Genomic DNA, 16,369 nt, shown 5'->3' with positions numbered 1-16,369 from the left:
GCCGCGTTACTGGCTCAATTTACTAGTGTGGTTGTGTTGCATTACATTTCAATATCCTTACGGGAAACGAACATTGGAAGGGAAGTATTTACTTTCTAATTCAAAAAACATCCTGATGAAAGGTTGGAAACTGAGGAGATTTACGCGCTCTATTTGGTTCAATAAACTGTCGCGGCAGGCATACAAGAATCTGCCATTGCCGTGGCATATCAAACAATGGATCAAGAAGATTTACCTCCGGCAGCCTGATGCCTGGGGAATGCTACAGAAAGATATCCGCAAGCCTGGCACGACTCGAGAAGCCCTACAGCAAGTAGCGGCAAGTGCCAAGCAATTTGATCCCGGCGATCCTTGGGTATTAGTGGTTGATTCATGGCTGGCTGGTACCGACCAAAGAGTGAGCTCCATACGCTTATCCGTGATCCTTTGTCTGCTACGAGAGATAGGTTTTCGTATCACTTTTGTTTCAGATTCTGAAAAACACCTAGCTCATCATCAAACAGCGATGGAAAAAGATGGGATCAACGTTTTGCATGGATTTGATGTAGCTCGCTCTCATTTGGAGCAAACGGGAGGTAAGTATCATTTTGTGCTGCTATCCGGGCCAGAAGTCACTTTTCGGTATTTACCTTATGTGCGGGCATATGCGCTATATTCCAAGGTCATCTATGACGCTGTTGATCTCCATTGGATAAGGTTTGAGCGTGAGATGCAGATTTCGGGCGACCGCGTCTTGCTCGATGCTATCACCCAGTTTCGGCGCGTCGAACTCTACAATACGGCCCGTACGGATTTGGTACTCGCCGTTACGGATGAGGAAAAAGCCCGCCTACTCATAGAGCAACCCGATGCTAAAGTTAATGTCCTGCCAAACATATACGACATTCTTCCGCCAAAAACACCTTTCCGGCAACGCAGGGGATTACTTTTCAGTGGCGACTTCTGGCACAAGTCCGACGAGGATGCCGTAACGTTTTTCGTCCAGGATATTTTTCCACGAATCACGGAAAAGATCCCGGATCTGGTCTTTTATATAATCGGAAGCAATATATCCGCCTCGATCGAATCGTTACGCTCGACCAATGTGGAGCCACTCGGAGCTGTTCCTGATATCACTCCCTACTTTGAATCTTGCCGCATATTTGTAGCGCCATTGCGTTTTGGCACAGGCATGAAAAGCGAAGCGGGTCATAGCCTCTCACATGGTCTGCCGTCAGTAGCCACACGGATTGGAGCGGAGGGAATGGACCTTTGCCATGAAAAGCATCTTTTAATTGCCGACAATCCAGAGGATTTCGCCGATATGGTGATTCGACTTTACAATGATGAAGCGCTGTGGCGTAGGCTTTCTGCCGAATCGCTTATCCATTTAACGACCAATTACTCACTTGCGGCAGCCCGAGAGCGGATGATCCGCATCTTTGCTAGAACACAGGATGAATCCAGCCAGGGTGAATGCCACGAAAACAATACCGCGATTCCAGCTTGCTCGGCAAACGAATCGCTCTGACCCATAGTAGCCATAGGCGTTGTATGAGCAATGAATTACAGAAACAGACGGTGCGTCGAGTATTAGTAGTCGGAATATATCTTGCGGATAAAGAGAATCTTGCGCTTCGGATTACTCAAGAACTTGCTCTAAGCCGCGACTGGAACGTGGAACAACGATGGGTTTCGCTAGGCAAGAGTCAGCCGGATTCCAATATGGCGCCGGTTACCGTGCAACTTACCGATACGTTTTCGCCGAAGTTTTTACTGTTGAACCAGCTGCTCGAGAAAACTGATTTATGCAACTTTGAGTATGTCATCGTGAGCGATGATGACATCGAGTTGCCGCCTGGTTTTTTGGATCGCTACCTTGCCCTGGTCTCCCGCTATGATCTCGCCTTGGCCCAGCCAGCGCGGACGCATGATAGCTATATTGATCATTGCTTCGTGGAACAGCTTGATGGTATCGATGCTCGAAGGACGCGTTTCGTTGAAATCGGGCCTCTGTTTTCGCTCCATCGGAGCGCATTTGATTATTTTTTGCCATTTGACGAAGCCAGCCCGATGGGTTGGGGTAATGATTTTGTATGGCCGGTACAGGCGGAAAAACACGGCCTTAGAATGGGCATAGTCGATGCTGTACCGGTCGCACACAACTTTCGCAAACCTGTAGCGTATTACGACCATGGGGCTAACGCGAAGCACATGAACAAGTACCTTGCAGAACGACCGCATCTGTCAAAAAAAGACGCCTTTTTTATATTGGAATCTTATGTCGGATAAGCTGCTGTTCGCCTGCCATGCTTTGGTCAGCCGATGCTGAGTGTAGTAATTTGCACGTACAATCGGGCAACCTTACTGGATAAGGTGCTGGATAGCCTCTGCAGACAGACGCTGCCTGCACGCGATTTCGAGGTTGTAATAATAAATGATGGGTCTATCGACGATACAGAGGTGGTGGCGGCGTCTTATGCTGCAAAGCTCCCTCTTCGCTACGCTTATCAACGCAACGCCGGGTTAGCCAGCGCCAAAAATCATGGTCTGTTTGCCTGCCGGGGTGATGTGGTGCTTTTTCTCGACGATGATGACATTGCGGCGGAAACCTTGCTGGAAGAGCATGTCAAAACACACACCGAATTTCCTGCTGAGCACTTCGCGGTACTCGGATATACCGGGCTTAGGCCGGACATCAGCGGAAACCCGCTCATGCATTTCGTTACTGAGATCGGCTGCTTCTTGTTCTCTTATCCATCGCTAAAGCATGGTGATGCTTTGGATTACACTTATTTCTGGGGCGGACGTTCTTCTTGTAAACGCTCCCTGTTACTGGAGTTCGGCGTGTTCAATCCGGTTTTCCGATTCGGCGCTGAGGATATCGAATTGGGTTACCGGCTTTCCAAGCTGGGATTGCAGGTTATTTACAACAAGAACGCCGTATCCTACACGATAAGGAAGATCGATTTCGATGCTTTCTGCCACCGCCTTGAGCGCCAGGGGGCGTCGAGCTATGTTTGTAGCCAGATCCATCCTGCATCTGAAATTCAGCAGTGGGCGGGAACGGCCGACTCGGAACAAAATTGGGCGGTTATCGGTGGCCACTTTGAAGCTATCATTAGATCAGCCCGTCATCTTGACTCAATGGCCAATCTGAAGCTGGCCACCGGCTTGGGCTTGGATGAAGAAACACGCGGCCTGCTCTACCGTGCGTACTGGGCAGCATTCAAGGCATGCAAGGTAAAAGGAATCGTGGAAAAGAAAGAAAGTCTCAACAAGCCGATGGAGGCGCTTATTGAGCAAGAGAAGACGGCTGGCGCAGTTCAGGGCTGATTGTCGTTAAATCGCGGGATCTTGTAATTCCAAGAAGAAAAAAAATGACCTACAAAATTCTTTGCGCTGTAGGTACCCGCCCCGAAGCCATCAAAATGGCCCCGATCATTCAGGCGCTAAAAAAAAATTCCAACATCGAATGCAGAGTTCTGGCAACCGCTCAGCATCGGCATCTCCTGGATCAGGTCTTGCACATTTTTGATATCAAGCCCGACTTCGATCTTGATATCATGCGCCCTAATCAGGCACTGACAACTCTCACCGCACGCCTGTTGCTCAATCTCGACAATGTGCTTCTAGCCGAAAAACCTGATGCTGTGCTTGCTCAAGGCGATACAACCACGGTAATGACCGTTGCTCTTGCCTGTTTCTATCACAAGATTCCGTTTGGACACGTTGAAGCAGGCTTGCGTACAGGTGATATGGCGAATCCATTTCCTGAGGAAATGAATCGAGTGGTGACAGGAAGATTGACGAAGTGGCATTTTGTACCTACGGAAAGTGCCAGGCAGAACCTGTTAAAAGAAAGTATCGCAGACGAAAACATATTCGTAACGGGCAACACAGTGATCGACGCACTGCTAAGTGTTGCTGAACGTGACGCTTCCCTTCCCTTCGTCCTCGACCCCGCCCGGCGCTTGATTCTAGTGACGGCACATCGAAGGGAAAATTTTGGCGAACCTTTCAAGGAAATTTGCCGCGCCATTCTGGCACTGGCGGAGCGCAATGAGGACGTGCAGGTGTTGTACCCGGTGCATCCGAACCCAAATATATATAATATAGCTTCTGAAGTTTTAGGTAATCATCCAAGGATTACGCTTTGCGAACCACTGGACTATTCGTCGTTCGTCGCAGCCATGAAACAGGCCTACCTGATTCTGAGTGATTCAGGGGGAATACAGGAAGAAGCCCCTGCTTTGAGTAAGCCAGTACTGGTGCTGCGCCGCGAGACGGAACGACCCGAAGCTGTCCAGAAGGGCGTGGTGCGGTTGGTGGGCTCGGATTTCGAAGAAATCACGGCTGTAACGCAACATTTGCTGGATGACGAGATGGCTTATAAAAAAATGGCTCGCGGCATCTCGCCTTATGGAGATGGCAAGGCAGCGGGCCGCATCGCCTTGGTGTTGCGTGACTATTTCGCGACATGCGGCTGATTTATCTCTCTCCCGTCCCGTGGAGTAGTTTTTCCCAGCGACCGCACGAGCTCGTCCGATATTTTCATTCGTTCACTGGAAGCGAGGTTTTGTGGATCGATCCCTACCCAGGCCGATTCCCAGCCTTGTCCGATGTGCTGGTTCGGCGCCCCAAATGTGGCGATATGGCGCGGGGTATTCCCGCCTGGCTGACAGTCGTAAAACCAAAAGCATTACCGATAGAGCCGCTGCCGTTTTCAGAAGTGGTTAATTGTCTGCTCTGGGGAGATGTTGAATTGGCGGTTGACCGGTTCGCGGACAGCTCGACCGTACTCGGTATCGGCAAACCCACGGCGCTAGCGCTGCGATTGCTTTCAAAGAGAGCCTTCATCTCGTCTTTTTATGATGCGATGGATGATTATCCGGCTTTCTATAAAGGCTGGTCACGTCATGCAATGGCAAAGCGGGAGCGTAAGACGGCAGGCCGGGTATCCAGGGTGTTGACATCATCGTCCGCATTGCGGGATCGACTGGCGTATCTGGCGCGGGATGTTCGCCTCGTTCTGAACGCGTGTGCAGCGGAAAGAATGCCGGAGGTGCCGGAAGCGCGGCCGTTGAATGAGGAGCAACCACTGGTGATTGGTTATCTCGGTACCATTGCGCACTGGTTTGATTGGGAGCTTGTCGTCACCCTGGCAAACTCGCATCCCGAGACAACAATACGGCTCATCGGCCCCATGTATGTACGGCCGCCAATACCGCTGCCTGATAATGTTCGTCCAGAACCGGCACTTCCCCATCCAGAGGCGCTACGGGCAATGCGTCAGTTCGATGTTGGCTTGATTCCGTTCAAAAAAGACACGCTCACCGCTTCTGTCGATCCGATCAAATTCTACGAATACCGGGCCCTGGGGCTGCCCGTGTTGAGCTCAGCTTTTGGAGAAATGAGCTCCAGAGGTGAGGATCAAGGCGTTTATCTTATCGACCGCAATTCAAATATGACTGACATCGTCAACCAGGCGTTGGCCCATCGCACGAGCCCGGATAATACCGCACAGTTCAGAAAGGAAAATTCATGGGAGAGCCGATTTAATCAAGCCGGTGTCTTTGTCTTGTGACACGGCTGAGCCGTTCTGGCTTCTCACCAAGCTCGTTAGGCCGAGTGGTGTCCATCGACGACGCCACCGAGCGAGTAAACCTTGCAGAAGGTACTGGGTATTCTGGCGCCATGTTTGTCAGTTTCAAAAGTCAAGCGTAACAGTCCGTAACTAAGACAAGTCGCGACAAGCTTTTTAGACATCGCGCCGAGTCAATCTTTGATCTGCTCGAAGATAAATACAAATTGCCGCTACTCAAGACCCAATACCAACCCGAAGCTGCCACGGCAGATGAACACGTCGCGCAGGCCTTGGGGGCCGAGGTCAGAATCCCATTTTCCTCATCGAACGCATCTCCTACAGCGAGGGGCAACGGCCAGTTGATTACAAAAATTTACTACCGTGGCAAACTGATCAGGTTTGCTATTCGACTGTCCCGGCGTCCGCGCACGCGGACGTAACCCGCTCCAATGGAAACATCAACCATTCTTTGGCTATTCGTGGCCGCCTTCGGCGCGAGCGCGCTTGGCGGCGTGCTCGGCATGGCAAGCGGTATCTTCATCGTGCCGATTCTCACGCTGCTGTTTGGCGTAGACATTCACGTGGCAATCGGTGCGAGCATCGTATCGGTCATCGCCTGTTCATGCGGTAGCGCAGCGCCGTTCTTGAAAGGTCGGCTAACCAATATCCGGCTCGCTATCGTTCTGGAGACGGCCACCACGCTCGGCGCGCTGACCGGCGTGTTTCTGATCGGCATCGTCTCGACTTCCTTCCTCTATGGCTTGTTCGCCTTCATTTTGGCTGTCTCTGCAAAGCAGATGCTTGCGCGACGTCGTGAAGTGATCGATGCAAGCACGCCCAATGTCGGAAGCTGGGCCACAGTCCTGCGCCTGCATTCGAGCTTTCCCGACCATGTGCCAGGTCAGTACGTGTCTTATCAGGTCGGCCGCGTGCCGCTCGGCCTATCCCTGATGTACGGCGCGGGCCTGATCTCGGCGCTGCTCGGCATCGGCTCTGGCGTGCTCAAAATCCCCGCGATGGACACTGCCTTGCGACTGCCCATCAAGGTTTCGTCCGCCACATCCAATTTCATGATCGGCGTGACGGCTGCTGCGAGTGCCGGAGCCTACTTCGTGCGGGGAGACATCGACATCGGCATTGCCGGCCCCGTGGCGCTGGGATCGGTGGTCGGGGCACTCGTCGGAGCGCGCCTCCTGATGGAGCTTCCCGCCGACAAGCTGCGCATCTTCTTCGTCATTGTCCTTACACTGCTTGCTGTCCAGATGCTCCTGAGCGCCCTGGGCATGCATATTCCCGGAGGTCCGGCATGAAGCCCATGACCGACAATTACGAGCGTCACGAACAAATCATCGCGGCGCTGCTCTGGTACGGCACATGGCTCGCCTCGGCCGTCATTGCTGCCGGGATGGCCTTGGGCGCTCTACCACAACTCGAGGATTCGCTCAGCTTCGGCCTCAGCGGCTACGACATCGTGAAAGCCGGTGTGGCACTGTTCATTCTTTTGCCGGTTGCGCGTGTGGCGCTGATGCTGGCCATCTTCCTGCGCGAGCGTGACTACGCCTACACAATGATTTCAGCGCTTGTCCTGGCGATCATTGGCACCGGAATTCTGATCGGTCTTTGAAGGCATCCAGGTAAAGAAAATCGCGACTAGGCAAGCCGCTTCGGGTCGTTTCCGGACGAGGCCGCAGACACCGCCTGTTGATGCCGCAGTAGCGCCCCATCTGATACCCACTCGACATGACGATCGGTACCCCGATCTACATAGTGAATGATGCAAGGGTTACAGTGAATGATCGCAAGGATTACGACTATGCGGATTGCACAAGGTAGGTCGGGCTCCGCCCGACATCGTTTCTTGATCGTCGGGCAGAGCCCGACCTACCTATCAGTACACCTCTGAAAATCGGCTGGCCGTTGTGCATCGTGGCAATAGCTGATTGCGTCATGTGCTCCATGAATTCCAGCGTATAGGGCGCACCTTCGCCCCGATCAAGTTGCGCGTCACCTTTGGCGATCGCCGCCTGCCATGCTGCTGCGCGGCTTTCTTCTGTCTGCATACGGCGGATTGCGTCGCGGATCACCTCCGTGGCATCGCCATAGAAGCCGCTGGCGACTTTACCCTTGATGTAGCCTTCCATTTCCGGGGACAAATTAACGCGCATGGTCATAGTAGTCTCCTAATCCAGGATATATATCAAGTCGTCATTCGACATCTATCATCCCCTGTCGTTTTCAATCCGATTGTTTGCACAGGTATGCGCGTGCCCGAACCAGATAGGATAGCAATTGTTCAAGCGTTAAAATCCGCCGCAGAAAGTCATCAAACGAAATGAAAAACGATATTTGCTTCATGCTGCAAGATCTCCATCCTCATAGCTTTCCATCCCAGGCTAGCGCATCCACCGCCAAAAGAGACGGATGTTGCCGCATGATATTGCGAATGATTCGATTGACGCCATCCTCATACACTGATAAAAAATAGGCGAGGGAGCGCAGCGATGCAGTAATCCTTACCGCGCTGAAACCGCGTGCCAGCTTTAATGGACGTTTATGAAGTGCTGCAACCTTATCTCTGCCAATGCCGAGGACGATGCGCCAATAAGTTCAGGCTGGACAAGTCGTTGCGACATCAGGTTCCCTTTACTGGACAAGCATTAGCTTGCCCACAACGATCGCCGGGACAGATAAAAGAGCCACATGGTTGTCGAGGTAAATACACGTCCGGATCCATTGCCTGTCTCGGTCGTTATCGTTAATTACAACGCGGGGCAAATCCTGGCGGAGTGCATCCAGTCGGCATTGCCTCAGGCAATCGAAGTACTGGTGGTGGACAATGCCTCTTCGGATTTCAGCCTTGACCTGTGCACGCAACGTTTTCGCGAAGAACCGAAACTCAGGATCATTCGCAACGCTGCGAACCTCGGTTTTGCCGCGGCCTGTAACATAGGTGCCGCACAGGCTACTGCGCCTTATTTGTTATTCCTGAATCCGGATTGTGTTTTGAGGGGGGACTCATTGCCGCGCCTGGTTCAGGTATTGGAAACGAACCCTTCCGCAGGAATGATCGGCGGACTGCTGATCAACCAGGACGGCACCGAGCAGGCTGGAGGCCGCCGCGCCATTCCTACGCCCTGGCGTTCGTTTGTTCGTGCCTTTGGCTTGTACCGCTTTGAACGTTATTGGCCACGGCTGTTTTTTGATTTTCATCTGCACAAGCAAGTATTACCGGGGGACCTGCTTGAGGTGGAGGCCATTTCCGGAGCCCTCATGCTGGTGCGCCAGAAGGCGATTGAAGATGTCGGCCCTTGGGATGAGGGTTATTTTCTCCACTGCGAGGATCTGGATTGGTGCATGCGCTTCCGGAAAAAAGGTTGGAAAATTCTTTTCGTACCGGATGCTCCGGTTGTGCACTATAAGGGAACCTGCAGTCGCTCCCGTCCCATATTTGTGGAGTGGCACAAACACAAGGGGATGATGCGGTTCTATCGCAAATTTTTCCGGCATGAGTATCCCGGCGTCGTAATGTGGCTGGTGGCGATGGGCATATGGCTGCGCTTTGGGGCAATGACGGCAATTTATAGCGCTCGACGCGCTGGACGGCTACTGGGTCTGGGACGAGAATAGCGTTACGCCGGATTCCCGGTGCAAGCGCCTCAAAAGTTTAACCCAGATAATCCATTAGGACGCGAGATGATGGCGAGGCAGGTTGCGAGACAGTTTTGCCGGCTGAGAGAAGTCCATAGCTTGGTCTATGGACGCCGCGCAGGTAGCAAAAATGGCGGCAAACTGACCGCCAGCACTCGCGTAGGCTCGCAGAGCCGCCTAATGAATTATCTGGGTTTAATGCCCGCGCCCGGTGTTTAACAAGACAATGCCTGACCTTGCTTCTCCACATAAAATTATCGTGACGGGTGCGACCAGCATAATCGGGCACTTCCTGCTACCCAGGCTCGTGGCTGCCGGCTATGAGGTTCACGCCATCAGCCGCAATGGTGAAAAAAATGCGACCACAACCGGCAAGCAGTTGATTTGGCATGAGTCGGATATCAGTCGTCCGGAGCAGTTTCCACCTATCGACGCGCGAGCACTCATTCATCTGGCGCCGCTCTGGTTATTGCCACCGCTGTTGCCGGTTCTAGCCCTGCACCAGACCAAGCGGATGATCGGCTTTGGTTCAACCAGTGTGTTCAGCAAGGTCGACTCTGCTAATGCGGGGGAACGGCACCTTGCCGGTCGCCTGGCTGAAGCGGAAGAGGCAATCGGGCGTCTTTGCGATGCCTCAGAAACAAACTGGACGGTATTTCGTCCAACGCTGGTCTATGATTGCGCTCGGGATAAAAACATAACGCGTATCGCGGGTTTTATTCGGCGTTACGATTTTTTTCCGCTGCTGGGAAAGGCGACGGGGCTACGCCAGCCTGTCCATGCCGATGATCTTGCGGAGGCATGCCTCATGGCGCTTGAGCAACCCGCCACGTTTAACAAGGCATATAACGTGAGTGGTGGCGAGACGTTAAGTTATCGCCAAATGGTCGAGAAGATATTCGACTCGCTGGGAAAACCCGCCCGTTTTTTTACCGTGCCGCCATGGATGTTTCGCAGCGCGATAAATGTCATGGCGCTGGTTTCCGATAAGCAGGGCACAACGCTGGAAATGGCAACACGGATGAATGTTGACCTGTGCTTTAACCACACAGAGGCAACACTGGATTTTGGTTTCTCGCCCAGGCCATTTATGCCTCGTTGGTATGATGTGTGAAAATGAGCGGTGCATGCTTCCCGTATAATAGACAGCGGCCCATCCCGTCTAGCGGCGATGAGATCGAGCATGGCTGATAAACCGAAGCGGGGGCACTACTGCTCAGAACATGATCCTGAATCCCAGCAAAATAACCATCGCTATAGGCGCGATCGAGAACGAGATCGAGATAAAGGCGATCCGCGCGCAGGGTGCGGGCGGGCAAAATGTCAACAAGGTCTCCAGCGCGATCCACTTGCGCTTCGACATCGGCGCCTCATCGCTGCCCGATATTTACAAAGAGCGTTTATTGAAACTGAACGATCAGCGTATCACCCGGGAGGGTGTAGTCGTTATCAAAGCGCAGCAGTATCGCAGTCAGGAGAAAAACCGCGAAGATGCGCTGAGACGTTTATACGAACTCATCGGGCGCGCAGCCGAATCGCCTCCGAATCGTAAACCCACCCAACCGACGCGCAGTTCGCAGAAAAGGCGGCTCGACAGCAAAACTCAGCGAGGCCAGCTCAAGATCATGCGGAAAAAATTCTTGAGTGAGCAGTTGTCATAATGCGGTGAAGGGCTACGATTGCTTCCAAGTGCAAGCCATGCGCTGGGTTCAATCGCCGGCTTTATCAGGTAGTGTTGGGGGGTTATTTCTAATGAATAGGCGCCAGATGAGATTCATTTTTGTCGGGCTCAGGCAATTCAACGGGTGAATTCACAGGATTTGCAATAAGGCTTTCGGTTTGCTGCACGCTCTTTTCTATCGTTGGGGCGCTTTTTGCGCCCTGAAAGACGACAGAAAAGGTGGTTCCGACATTCTGCTCACTGGAAACCGTGATGCGTAGTTTATTGTTCTCCGCCACGGTTCTTACGATTGATAAACCTATTCCGCTTGATGTTCTATTATGCAACGCCGCCCTGGGAGTATAAAAATACTCGTCGAAGATATGAGGAAGGTCTTTATCGCCTATGCCGATACCGTGGTCGATAATAGTTACCGCTGCGGATAAGCTCTGCTTATCGAAAGAAGACCCAATCTCCACCGAGCGTCCGTCATATGAATAGGCGATTGCGTTTGCAATGATATTCTCGAAGAGAATATCAAGCTGACTGGGGACGCATTCCACGACAAAATCTTCGATCGACGCGTTGATATCGATGTGATGCGAATTGGCAATAGGTTGTAATTTATCGATGCACTTCGAAATGACACCCCCGATATTGACCCACGTCAAATTAGCGGGATCGCGGGCTGCGGCCTTTAATCGTTCAAGCTTGAGTACATCCAGAATAAGGCCTGCCATGCCGGCGGCTCGATCATCGACCTTCAAAATGACATCCATTATTTCCGGCGAGACTTCTCCGCAATAATTTCCCTTGATCAGGCTGATCTTGCTGCGAATGGCATCAAGCGGCGCTTTAAGCTGATGTGTCATGAGCACGGCGTACCGGTCCTTCTCTGTTTGTGCCCGGCTGATCTGCTCGTAAGCATCCACTATGTGCCGCTCGTGGACACGCACGACGATCGACAGCCGTGAAACAACATACCAGACAATGACAAAGAGCACGTCAAGCGTAAACATCCATAGAAATGTATGGATTTTAAGCGAGCTGATGCCAGATGCATTCGAGTCTATCAATACGGATTGAGGCGCCAGAAAAAGAAGCGGATTTTCAAACAATAGAACGACCGAATACATGACGCAAACCAGAACCGTAACGATCAGACTCTCAACCGTCGAAAAAAAGATGCACGATAAGGCGATGTGCAGCACATAAAAGAATGGTGCTGGGGTCGCAATACTGCCAACGTAATGCACGACGACCGACAGGCATAGGAGGTCGACGATGATTTGCGCCCAGATATTTATAGACGGGGAGTTATATTTTGTCCGCTTGCGAAAATCCAGCGCATAGATGCAGCTGATATTTGCGATACATAACAGCGCCGTTATGACAACAGGCCATCCCTGCTGGTGAGTGATGCCGATTTCGGTCAGCGTATCTGAAGCAACGAGCGCAAATATTTGAAAAATGAGGAGAACAGCGATGACCCCCCATCGAAAAATGATAAACCACCGCGCGTTACCAATCAGTACTTCGTCGCTCAGCTTCGAGCCTGTTAACCCGGCATGCGGGAAAGCGAGCGAAGTTTTGGATGCATTTTTGGATGCAGCCCAGGAAAATTCGGCAATCGCCATGTTAAATTCCGCAGGAAGAATCTGCTGGAAATTCGAGATTACGCAGCGGCATCCAGTCGATGACGAACAATCGATAAAAAGCTGATCGCGTCAACAGGTTTTTCCACGATTAAAATCCATTCGTCGGATATTCCAGTGAAATAAGGACGGATTTCCTCGCCGAGAGAGGTCATGAATATCATGTGCAGCTCAGGAAAATGTTTTCGGAGTTCCACATAGGCTTCCAGCCCCGAGTCCATCGATTCAACCATTACATCGAGGATCGCCAGATCAGGTGGACTCGCGGGATTCTTCAGCAGCGAAGCGATGAAATCACTCATCGTCTGATAGCTATCGACTGTATATCCATTTGCATCGAGAATACGCCTCACAGTATCGCGAATATCCGGATCGTCGTCGACATGCGCGATTCGTTGTGTAGCACCGTTTTCTTTTGCCAATACCGAACCCGGCAGTTGGCCGGGCAGCTTATCGGTTTCCAGACGTTGAGTGGGTGCATGCATTTGGGTTTCCTCCGGTTTCTGTTTAAACTGCAGACAAGTTTACGGGTGCGTTCCCGTAAACAGCATAATATAGTCTACGTGAAGGGTGTGTCACGCACGTGTAAAAATTTTGTGAAGACTGCAATTTGTGCAGTCGGAAAGGTGGGGATGTAAAGATTATGCTGCGTTGCAACATTTGATTCAGAAACACCAGTGATCGACACCGCGGAGCGGATTCAGATCAAGACCCGCTTCAGCCATTCGCCAATATCGACTATCTCCTCTTCGCAAACGGAGTGCGCCATCCGATACTCATGCCATTCCACTGCATAGCCTAGTTCGACCAGTTGCCGTCTTGACGCGGATGCCACTATCATCGGTATGACATCATCGCTTTCACCGTGCGCCATGAAAATGGATGCTGGCAGATTAGCCCGGCACGCTTCCGCCACCAATGTTTGCGGCAGAGGGAGATTGCATGACAAGGCCATCACGCCGGCAAGTTTTTCCGGATAGCGCAAACCGGTGTGAAGCGCTAGCGCTCCACCTTGAGAAAAACCGGCCAGAACAATATTCTCCGACTTTATTCCCCGCTGGTTTTCGCGCGCGAGCAGCGATTCGACTGCCCGTTGCGACCCGTACAAGCTTTCCATATTTTCGTGAAGGCCTGCATTCGTATCGATCAGGTCGTAGTCGTACCATGCGCGCATCACCATGCCGCGGTTAATGCTCACCGGGCGCTTCGGGGCATGTGGAAACACAAGACGAATATGTATTGCTGAAGGCAGCGCGAGCGCATCCACGATCGGGACGAAATCATTGCCATCCGCACCGAGACCATGCATCCATATGATAGTATGAGTTGGGCTGGCCCCGGTTTCCAGTTCAATCGCGGGAAGCAGATCGGTAGGAATAGTAGTCATCAAGCGAGAAAAAAATTTGACAAAATTTGATTAATTGATTAGTTGACTTAACGCGAGGGTAGTATTAGATTCGCACTTTCGATTTTCAAGACAAAACTTCAAGACGAAACCCCTATAGCAGGAGAAAATATGAAACGCAGGGATTTTATCAAATTGGCGGGAGCAAGCGCCGCATTATTTCCCGTCGCCCCATCCGTGTTTGCTCAACAGGCTATCCCGTCACGGCGGCATACTTATCGCCTGACCTATAAGTTCGAGCTTCCCGCCGACGGAAAAAAAGCGCGTTTATGGGTACCCTTACCCGATACCGACGATACACCCCATCAGTTTTCTCAAGGCAGCGTCTGGAGCGGCAATCCGACTGTTGCCAAGTTCGAGACCGTTCCCGGAACATCTTCACCCATGTTTTACGCTGAGTGGCGGGGTACCGGTCCACGCACCGTTTCGGTGAGCAGTATTGTGAAGACGGTTGATCGCTCTGTCGACCTGAAGCATTATTCCGAGCGAGGCACGGGCGCCATCCCTGCGGATGTGAAACGTTTTCTACTACCGACAAAGCACATACCGCTAGACGGTATTGTACGCAAGACTGCACTGTCAATCATCAAGGACGCCAATGCCCAGACGCCTCTGCAAAAAGCGCATGCCGTCTATAACTGGGTGGTGGACAATTCCTATCGCGATCCGGCAACCCGTGGCTGTGGCCGGGGCGATATCAAGCTCATGCTGGAAAGCGGCAATATGGGCGGAAAATGCGCCGACCTTAATGCTTTATTTGTGGGACTGGCGCGTGCAGCAGGCGTTCCCGCGCGGGACCATTACGGAATTCGCATAGATGAATCGGCGACCCACAAAGCCCTCGGACAATCCGATGATATCACCACTGCCCAGCACGTCCGGGCGGAATTTTATCTTGCCGGCCTGGGCTGGGTACCCGTGGACCCCGCTGATGTGCGCGAACTGGCGCTGGAAGAGGCATTGCTGATCACCAATCCGCGAGTGATTGAATTGCGCGAAAAACTATTCGGTGCATGGGAAATGAACTGGGTGGCATTCAATCATGGCAAAGATATCACCCTGGCAAAAGACAGCGTTTTTAAAGAACTGCCGTTTTTCATGTATCCCCAGGCCGAGATTGGCGGCCACGAGCGGGACAGCCTTGATCCGGCTGAGTTTGCCTACAAAATTGTCTCATCGGAACTCGTGGGGACGGGCGTCAAATTTTAGTGAGTGAAAAATGCTGAACAGGCCCCGGTTTTGCAAGCAGGGGACGCAGTTCGACTGATACTTCGCAACACATCCCTAGCCCGGATGTTTCATAAATTCGCGTGATGATTGCGCAGGATTTTGTTTCGTAGGGAGATTTTGTGAAAGAGTGGCGTAGTTATTCATACGCCCGACTGAACGAAATTTTCATACGAAACAAAAGACCAGCAAGGGCGCGCGTCAATTTATGAAATATCCGGGCTAGCTATTTCAAATTTATTTCCAACCCGCGTGCTTTCCATGGCATGCGGAAGGGACGTCTACTCAGTTATGCGTTCCGTGGCTCGTCATTCGTTATCGGTCCACTCCGAGCCTTCGGGAATAATTTTTTGCAGCTCATGAAATAGCATACGAAAACTTTTGGGTGGCTTGTTCGCAAGCCTTTCCTTTTCCGCGTTGCGCGTCAGCAACCGCAATTGCTGCAGGTCTGCGGAAGGATATTTCTGCCCAAGCTCGCCCAGCGCCAGTTCATCCGCCAGCAACCGCTCGCGCCAGCGTTCCAGCAGATGCAGCCATGCCGTATGTTGCGCGCTCAGGCCGTTCCAGGCGTCAAGTTTTTCCTGTATTGGCGCCGCGTCTACGTCACGCATCAGCTTGCCGATAAATTGCATTTGCCGGCGAAGCGCTCCATGCTTGCGTATCCGCTTGGCTTCGAGTATGGCGTCAGCCAGCGTTTCCGGCAGGTCAAGTTCGGCCAGCCGTTTGGGATCGAGCTGTATCAGTTGTTCGCCCATGTCCTGGAGCGCATGCATTTCCTGTTTGCGCCGGGTCTTGCTGACCGGAAGTGGTCCGGAATCGTTTGTTGGGGTTTTTTGCACTGTGCTTCCCAATTCAAGAAACTGCTATCATAGCGTCATTGAACCTAAATCCGGTAGTTGGACGGGGGGAAGTGTACGGTTTTTGGGGTGCAGGGCAAGGCGCAACGACGCGGAATGGTTGTTCCATTCCAAGGAGTTGCAACGTAGCCATGTGCCGCAAAAACTGTGCAATTCGCCCCGTAGCGCCCCTCACCCGGAAGGTGAGCGCCAAATAATATGAAATATTGTTATTAATCATACACTGATCTATTAAATGAGCGGTCAACTGCCGGATTTAGGTTTAATGTAATCTCAGGCCAGTCTGTTTACTACTTGCTGAAAAACGAGCTTGCGGGTGTTATTTTGCCAGCTAATCAATATAAGGTATCT

The 16,369-nt window shown here is 52.0% G+C and carries 16 protein-coding genes; 11 read left to right on the top strand and 5 right to left on the bottom strand.

The genetic code is table 11. From position 1 onward, the window contains the following. Positions 1 to 73: 73 nt before the first annotated feature. The 7 genes from F822_RS10240 (at position 74) to F822_RS10210 (ending at position 7,190) form a co-directional block, all read left to right on the top strand. The gene (locus F822_RS10240; protein ID WP_156304393.1) at positions 74 to 1,510 is read left to right on the top strand and encodes a glycosyltransferase; all 1,437 of its coding nucleotides are present in this window, start codon (positions 74 to 76) and stop codon (positions 1,508 to 1,510) included. 194 nt (positions 1,511 to 1,704) lie between these two features. Beyond that, positions 1,705 to 2,271: a glycosyltransferase family protein gene (locus F822_RS10235; RefSeq protein ID WP_156304392.1), complete on the top strand. Its 567-nt coding sequence runs from the start codon at positions 1,705 to 1,707 to the stop codon at positions 2,269 to 2,271. Positions 2,272 to 2,304: 33 nt separating this feature from the next. Then, positions 2,305 to 3,315, top strand: a complete 1,011-nt coding sequence (locus F822_RS10230; RefSeq protein WP_025041715.1) for a glycosyltransferase family 2 protein — start codon at positions 2,305 to 2,307, stop codon at positions 3,313 to 3,315. Positions 3,316 to 3,359: 44 nt separating this feature from the next. Next, positions 3,360 to 4,469 carry a non-hydrolyzing UDP-N-acetylglucosamine 2-epimerase gene (gene wecB, locus F822_RS10225; protein WP_025041716.1) on the top strand — a complete coding sequence of 370 codons (1,110 nt, stop codon included), beginning with the start codon at positions 3,360 to 3,362 and terminating at the stop codon, positions 4,467 to 4,469. Positions 4,470 to 4,558: 89 nt separating this feature from the next. After that, positions 4,559 to 5,566 carry a glycosyltransferase gene (locus F822_RS10220; protein ID WP_197272812.1) on the top strand — a complete coding sequence of 336 codons (1,008 nt, stop codon included), beginning with the start codon at positions 4,559 to 4,561 and terminating at the stop codon, positions 5,564 to 5,566. 449 nt (positions 5,567 to 6,015) lie between these two features. Then, a complete protein-coding gene (locus F822_RS10215; protein ID WP_025041718.1) occupies positions 6,016 to 6,876 on the top strand; it encodes a sulfite exporter TauE/SafE family protein in 861 nt (286 codons plus the stop codon). Next, complete coding sequence (locus F822_RS10210) at positions 6,873 to 7,190, top strand: DUF1634 domain-containing protein (RefSeq protein WP_025041719.1); 318 nt, start codon at positions 6,873 to 6,875, stop codon at positions 7,188 to 7,190. The genes F822_RS10215 and F822_RS10210 overlap by 4 nt, the downstream gene beginning before the upstream one ends. 187 nt (positions 7,191 to 7,377) lie before the next feature. Here F822_RS10210 and F822_RS10205 read toward each other — a convergent pair whose 3' ends face one another. After that, a complete protein-coding gene (locus F822_RS10205; protein WP_051536748.1) occupies positions 7,378 to 7,737 on the bottom strand; it encodes a type II toxin-antitoxin system ParD family antitoxin in 360 nt (119 codons plus the stop codon). A 529-nt stretch (positions 7,738 to 8,266) separates the two neighbouring features. Between F822_RS10205 and F822_RS10200 the strand changes: the two genes are divergently transcribed. The 3 genes from F822_RS10200 to arfB all read left to right on the top strand — a co-directional run bounded on the left by F822_RS10200 (position 8,267) and on the right by arfB (position 10,875). Then, positions 8,267 to 9,193, top strand: a complete 927-nt coding sequence (locus tag F822_RS10200; protein ID WP_025041721.1) for a glycosyltransferase family 2 protein — start codon at positions 8,267 to 8,269, stop codon at positions 9,191 to 9,193. 247 nt (positions 9,194 to 9,440) lie between these two features. Then, positions 9,441 to 10,328 (top strand): SDR family oxidoreductase, encoded by an 888-nt coding sequence (locus tag F822_RS10195; protein ID WP_025041722.1) that lies wholly within the window; start codon positions 9,441 to 9,443, stop codon positions 10,326 to 10,328. 109 nt (positions 10,329 to 10,437) lie between these two features. Beyond that, on the top strand, positions 10,438 to 10,875 hold the full coding sequence (arfB, locus tag F822_RS10190; RefSeq protein ID WP_025041723.1) for an alternative ribosome rescue aminoacyl-tRNA hydrolase ArfB: 438 nt from the start codon (positions 10,438 to 10,440) through the stop codon (positions 10,873 to 10,875). Between the two features lie 88 nt (positions 10,876 to 10,963). On the opposite strand, the gene F822_RS10185 is transcribed toward arfB, so the two are convergent. The 3 genes from F822_RS10185 to F822_RS10175 form a co-directional block, all read right to left on the bottom strand. Beyond that, positions 10,964 to 12,511, bottom strand: coding sequence for a sensor histidine kinase (locus F822_RS10185; RefSeq protein ID WP_025041724.1), 1,548 nt, complete (start codon positions 12,509 to 12,511; stop codon positions 10,964 to 10,966). Between the two features lie 38 nt (positions 12,512 to 12,549). Then, positions 12,550 to 13,014, bottom strand: coding sequence for a response regulator (locus F822_RS10180; RefSeq protein WP_025041725.1), 465 nt, complete (start codon positions 13,012 to 13,014; stop codon positions 12,550 to 12,552). 215 nt (positions 13,015 to 13,229) lie between these two features. Beyond that, positions 13,230 to 13,916: an alpha/beta hydrolase gene (locus F822_RS10175; RefSeq protein ID WP_025041726.1), complete on the bottom strand. Its 687-nt coding sequence runs from the start codon at positions 13,914 to 13,916 to the stop codon at positions 13,230 to 13,232. Between the two features lie 129 nt (positions 13,917 to 14,045). Between F822_RS10175 and F822_RS10170 the strand changes: the two genes are divergently transcribed. Beyond that, positions 14,046 to 15,143, top strand: a complete 1,098-nt coding sequence (locus tag F822_RS10170) for a transglutaminase-like domain-containing protein (protein ID WP_025041727.1) — start codon at positions 14,046 to 14,048, stop codon at positions 15,141 to 15,143. A 326-nt stretch (positions 15,144 to 15,469) separates the two neighbouring features. On the opposite strand, the gene yjgA is transcribed toward F822_RS10170, so the two are convergent. Further along, positions 15,470 to 16,000, bottom strand: coding sequence for a ribosome biogenesis factor YjgA (gene yjgA, locus F822_RS10165; RefSeq protein WP_025041728.1), 531 nt, complete (start codon positions 15,998 to 16,000; stop codon positions 15,470 to 15,472). Positions 16,001 to 16,369: the final 369 nt, after the last annotated feature.

Origin of the sequence: Nitrosospira briensis C-128, assembly GCF_000619905.2 — a bacterium.
GTDB classification, from domain to species: domain Bacteria; phylum Pseudomonadota; class Gammaproteobacteria; order Burkholderiales; family Nitrosomonadaceae; genus Nitrosospira; species Nitrosospira briensis.
Note: the sequence above shows the minus strand (reverse complement) of the source record. Positions and strands in the feature narration are given on the sequence as shown.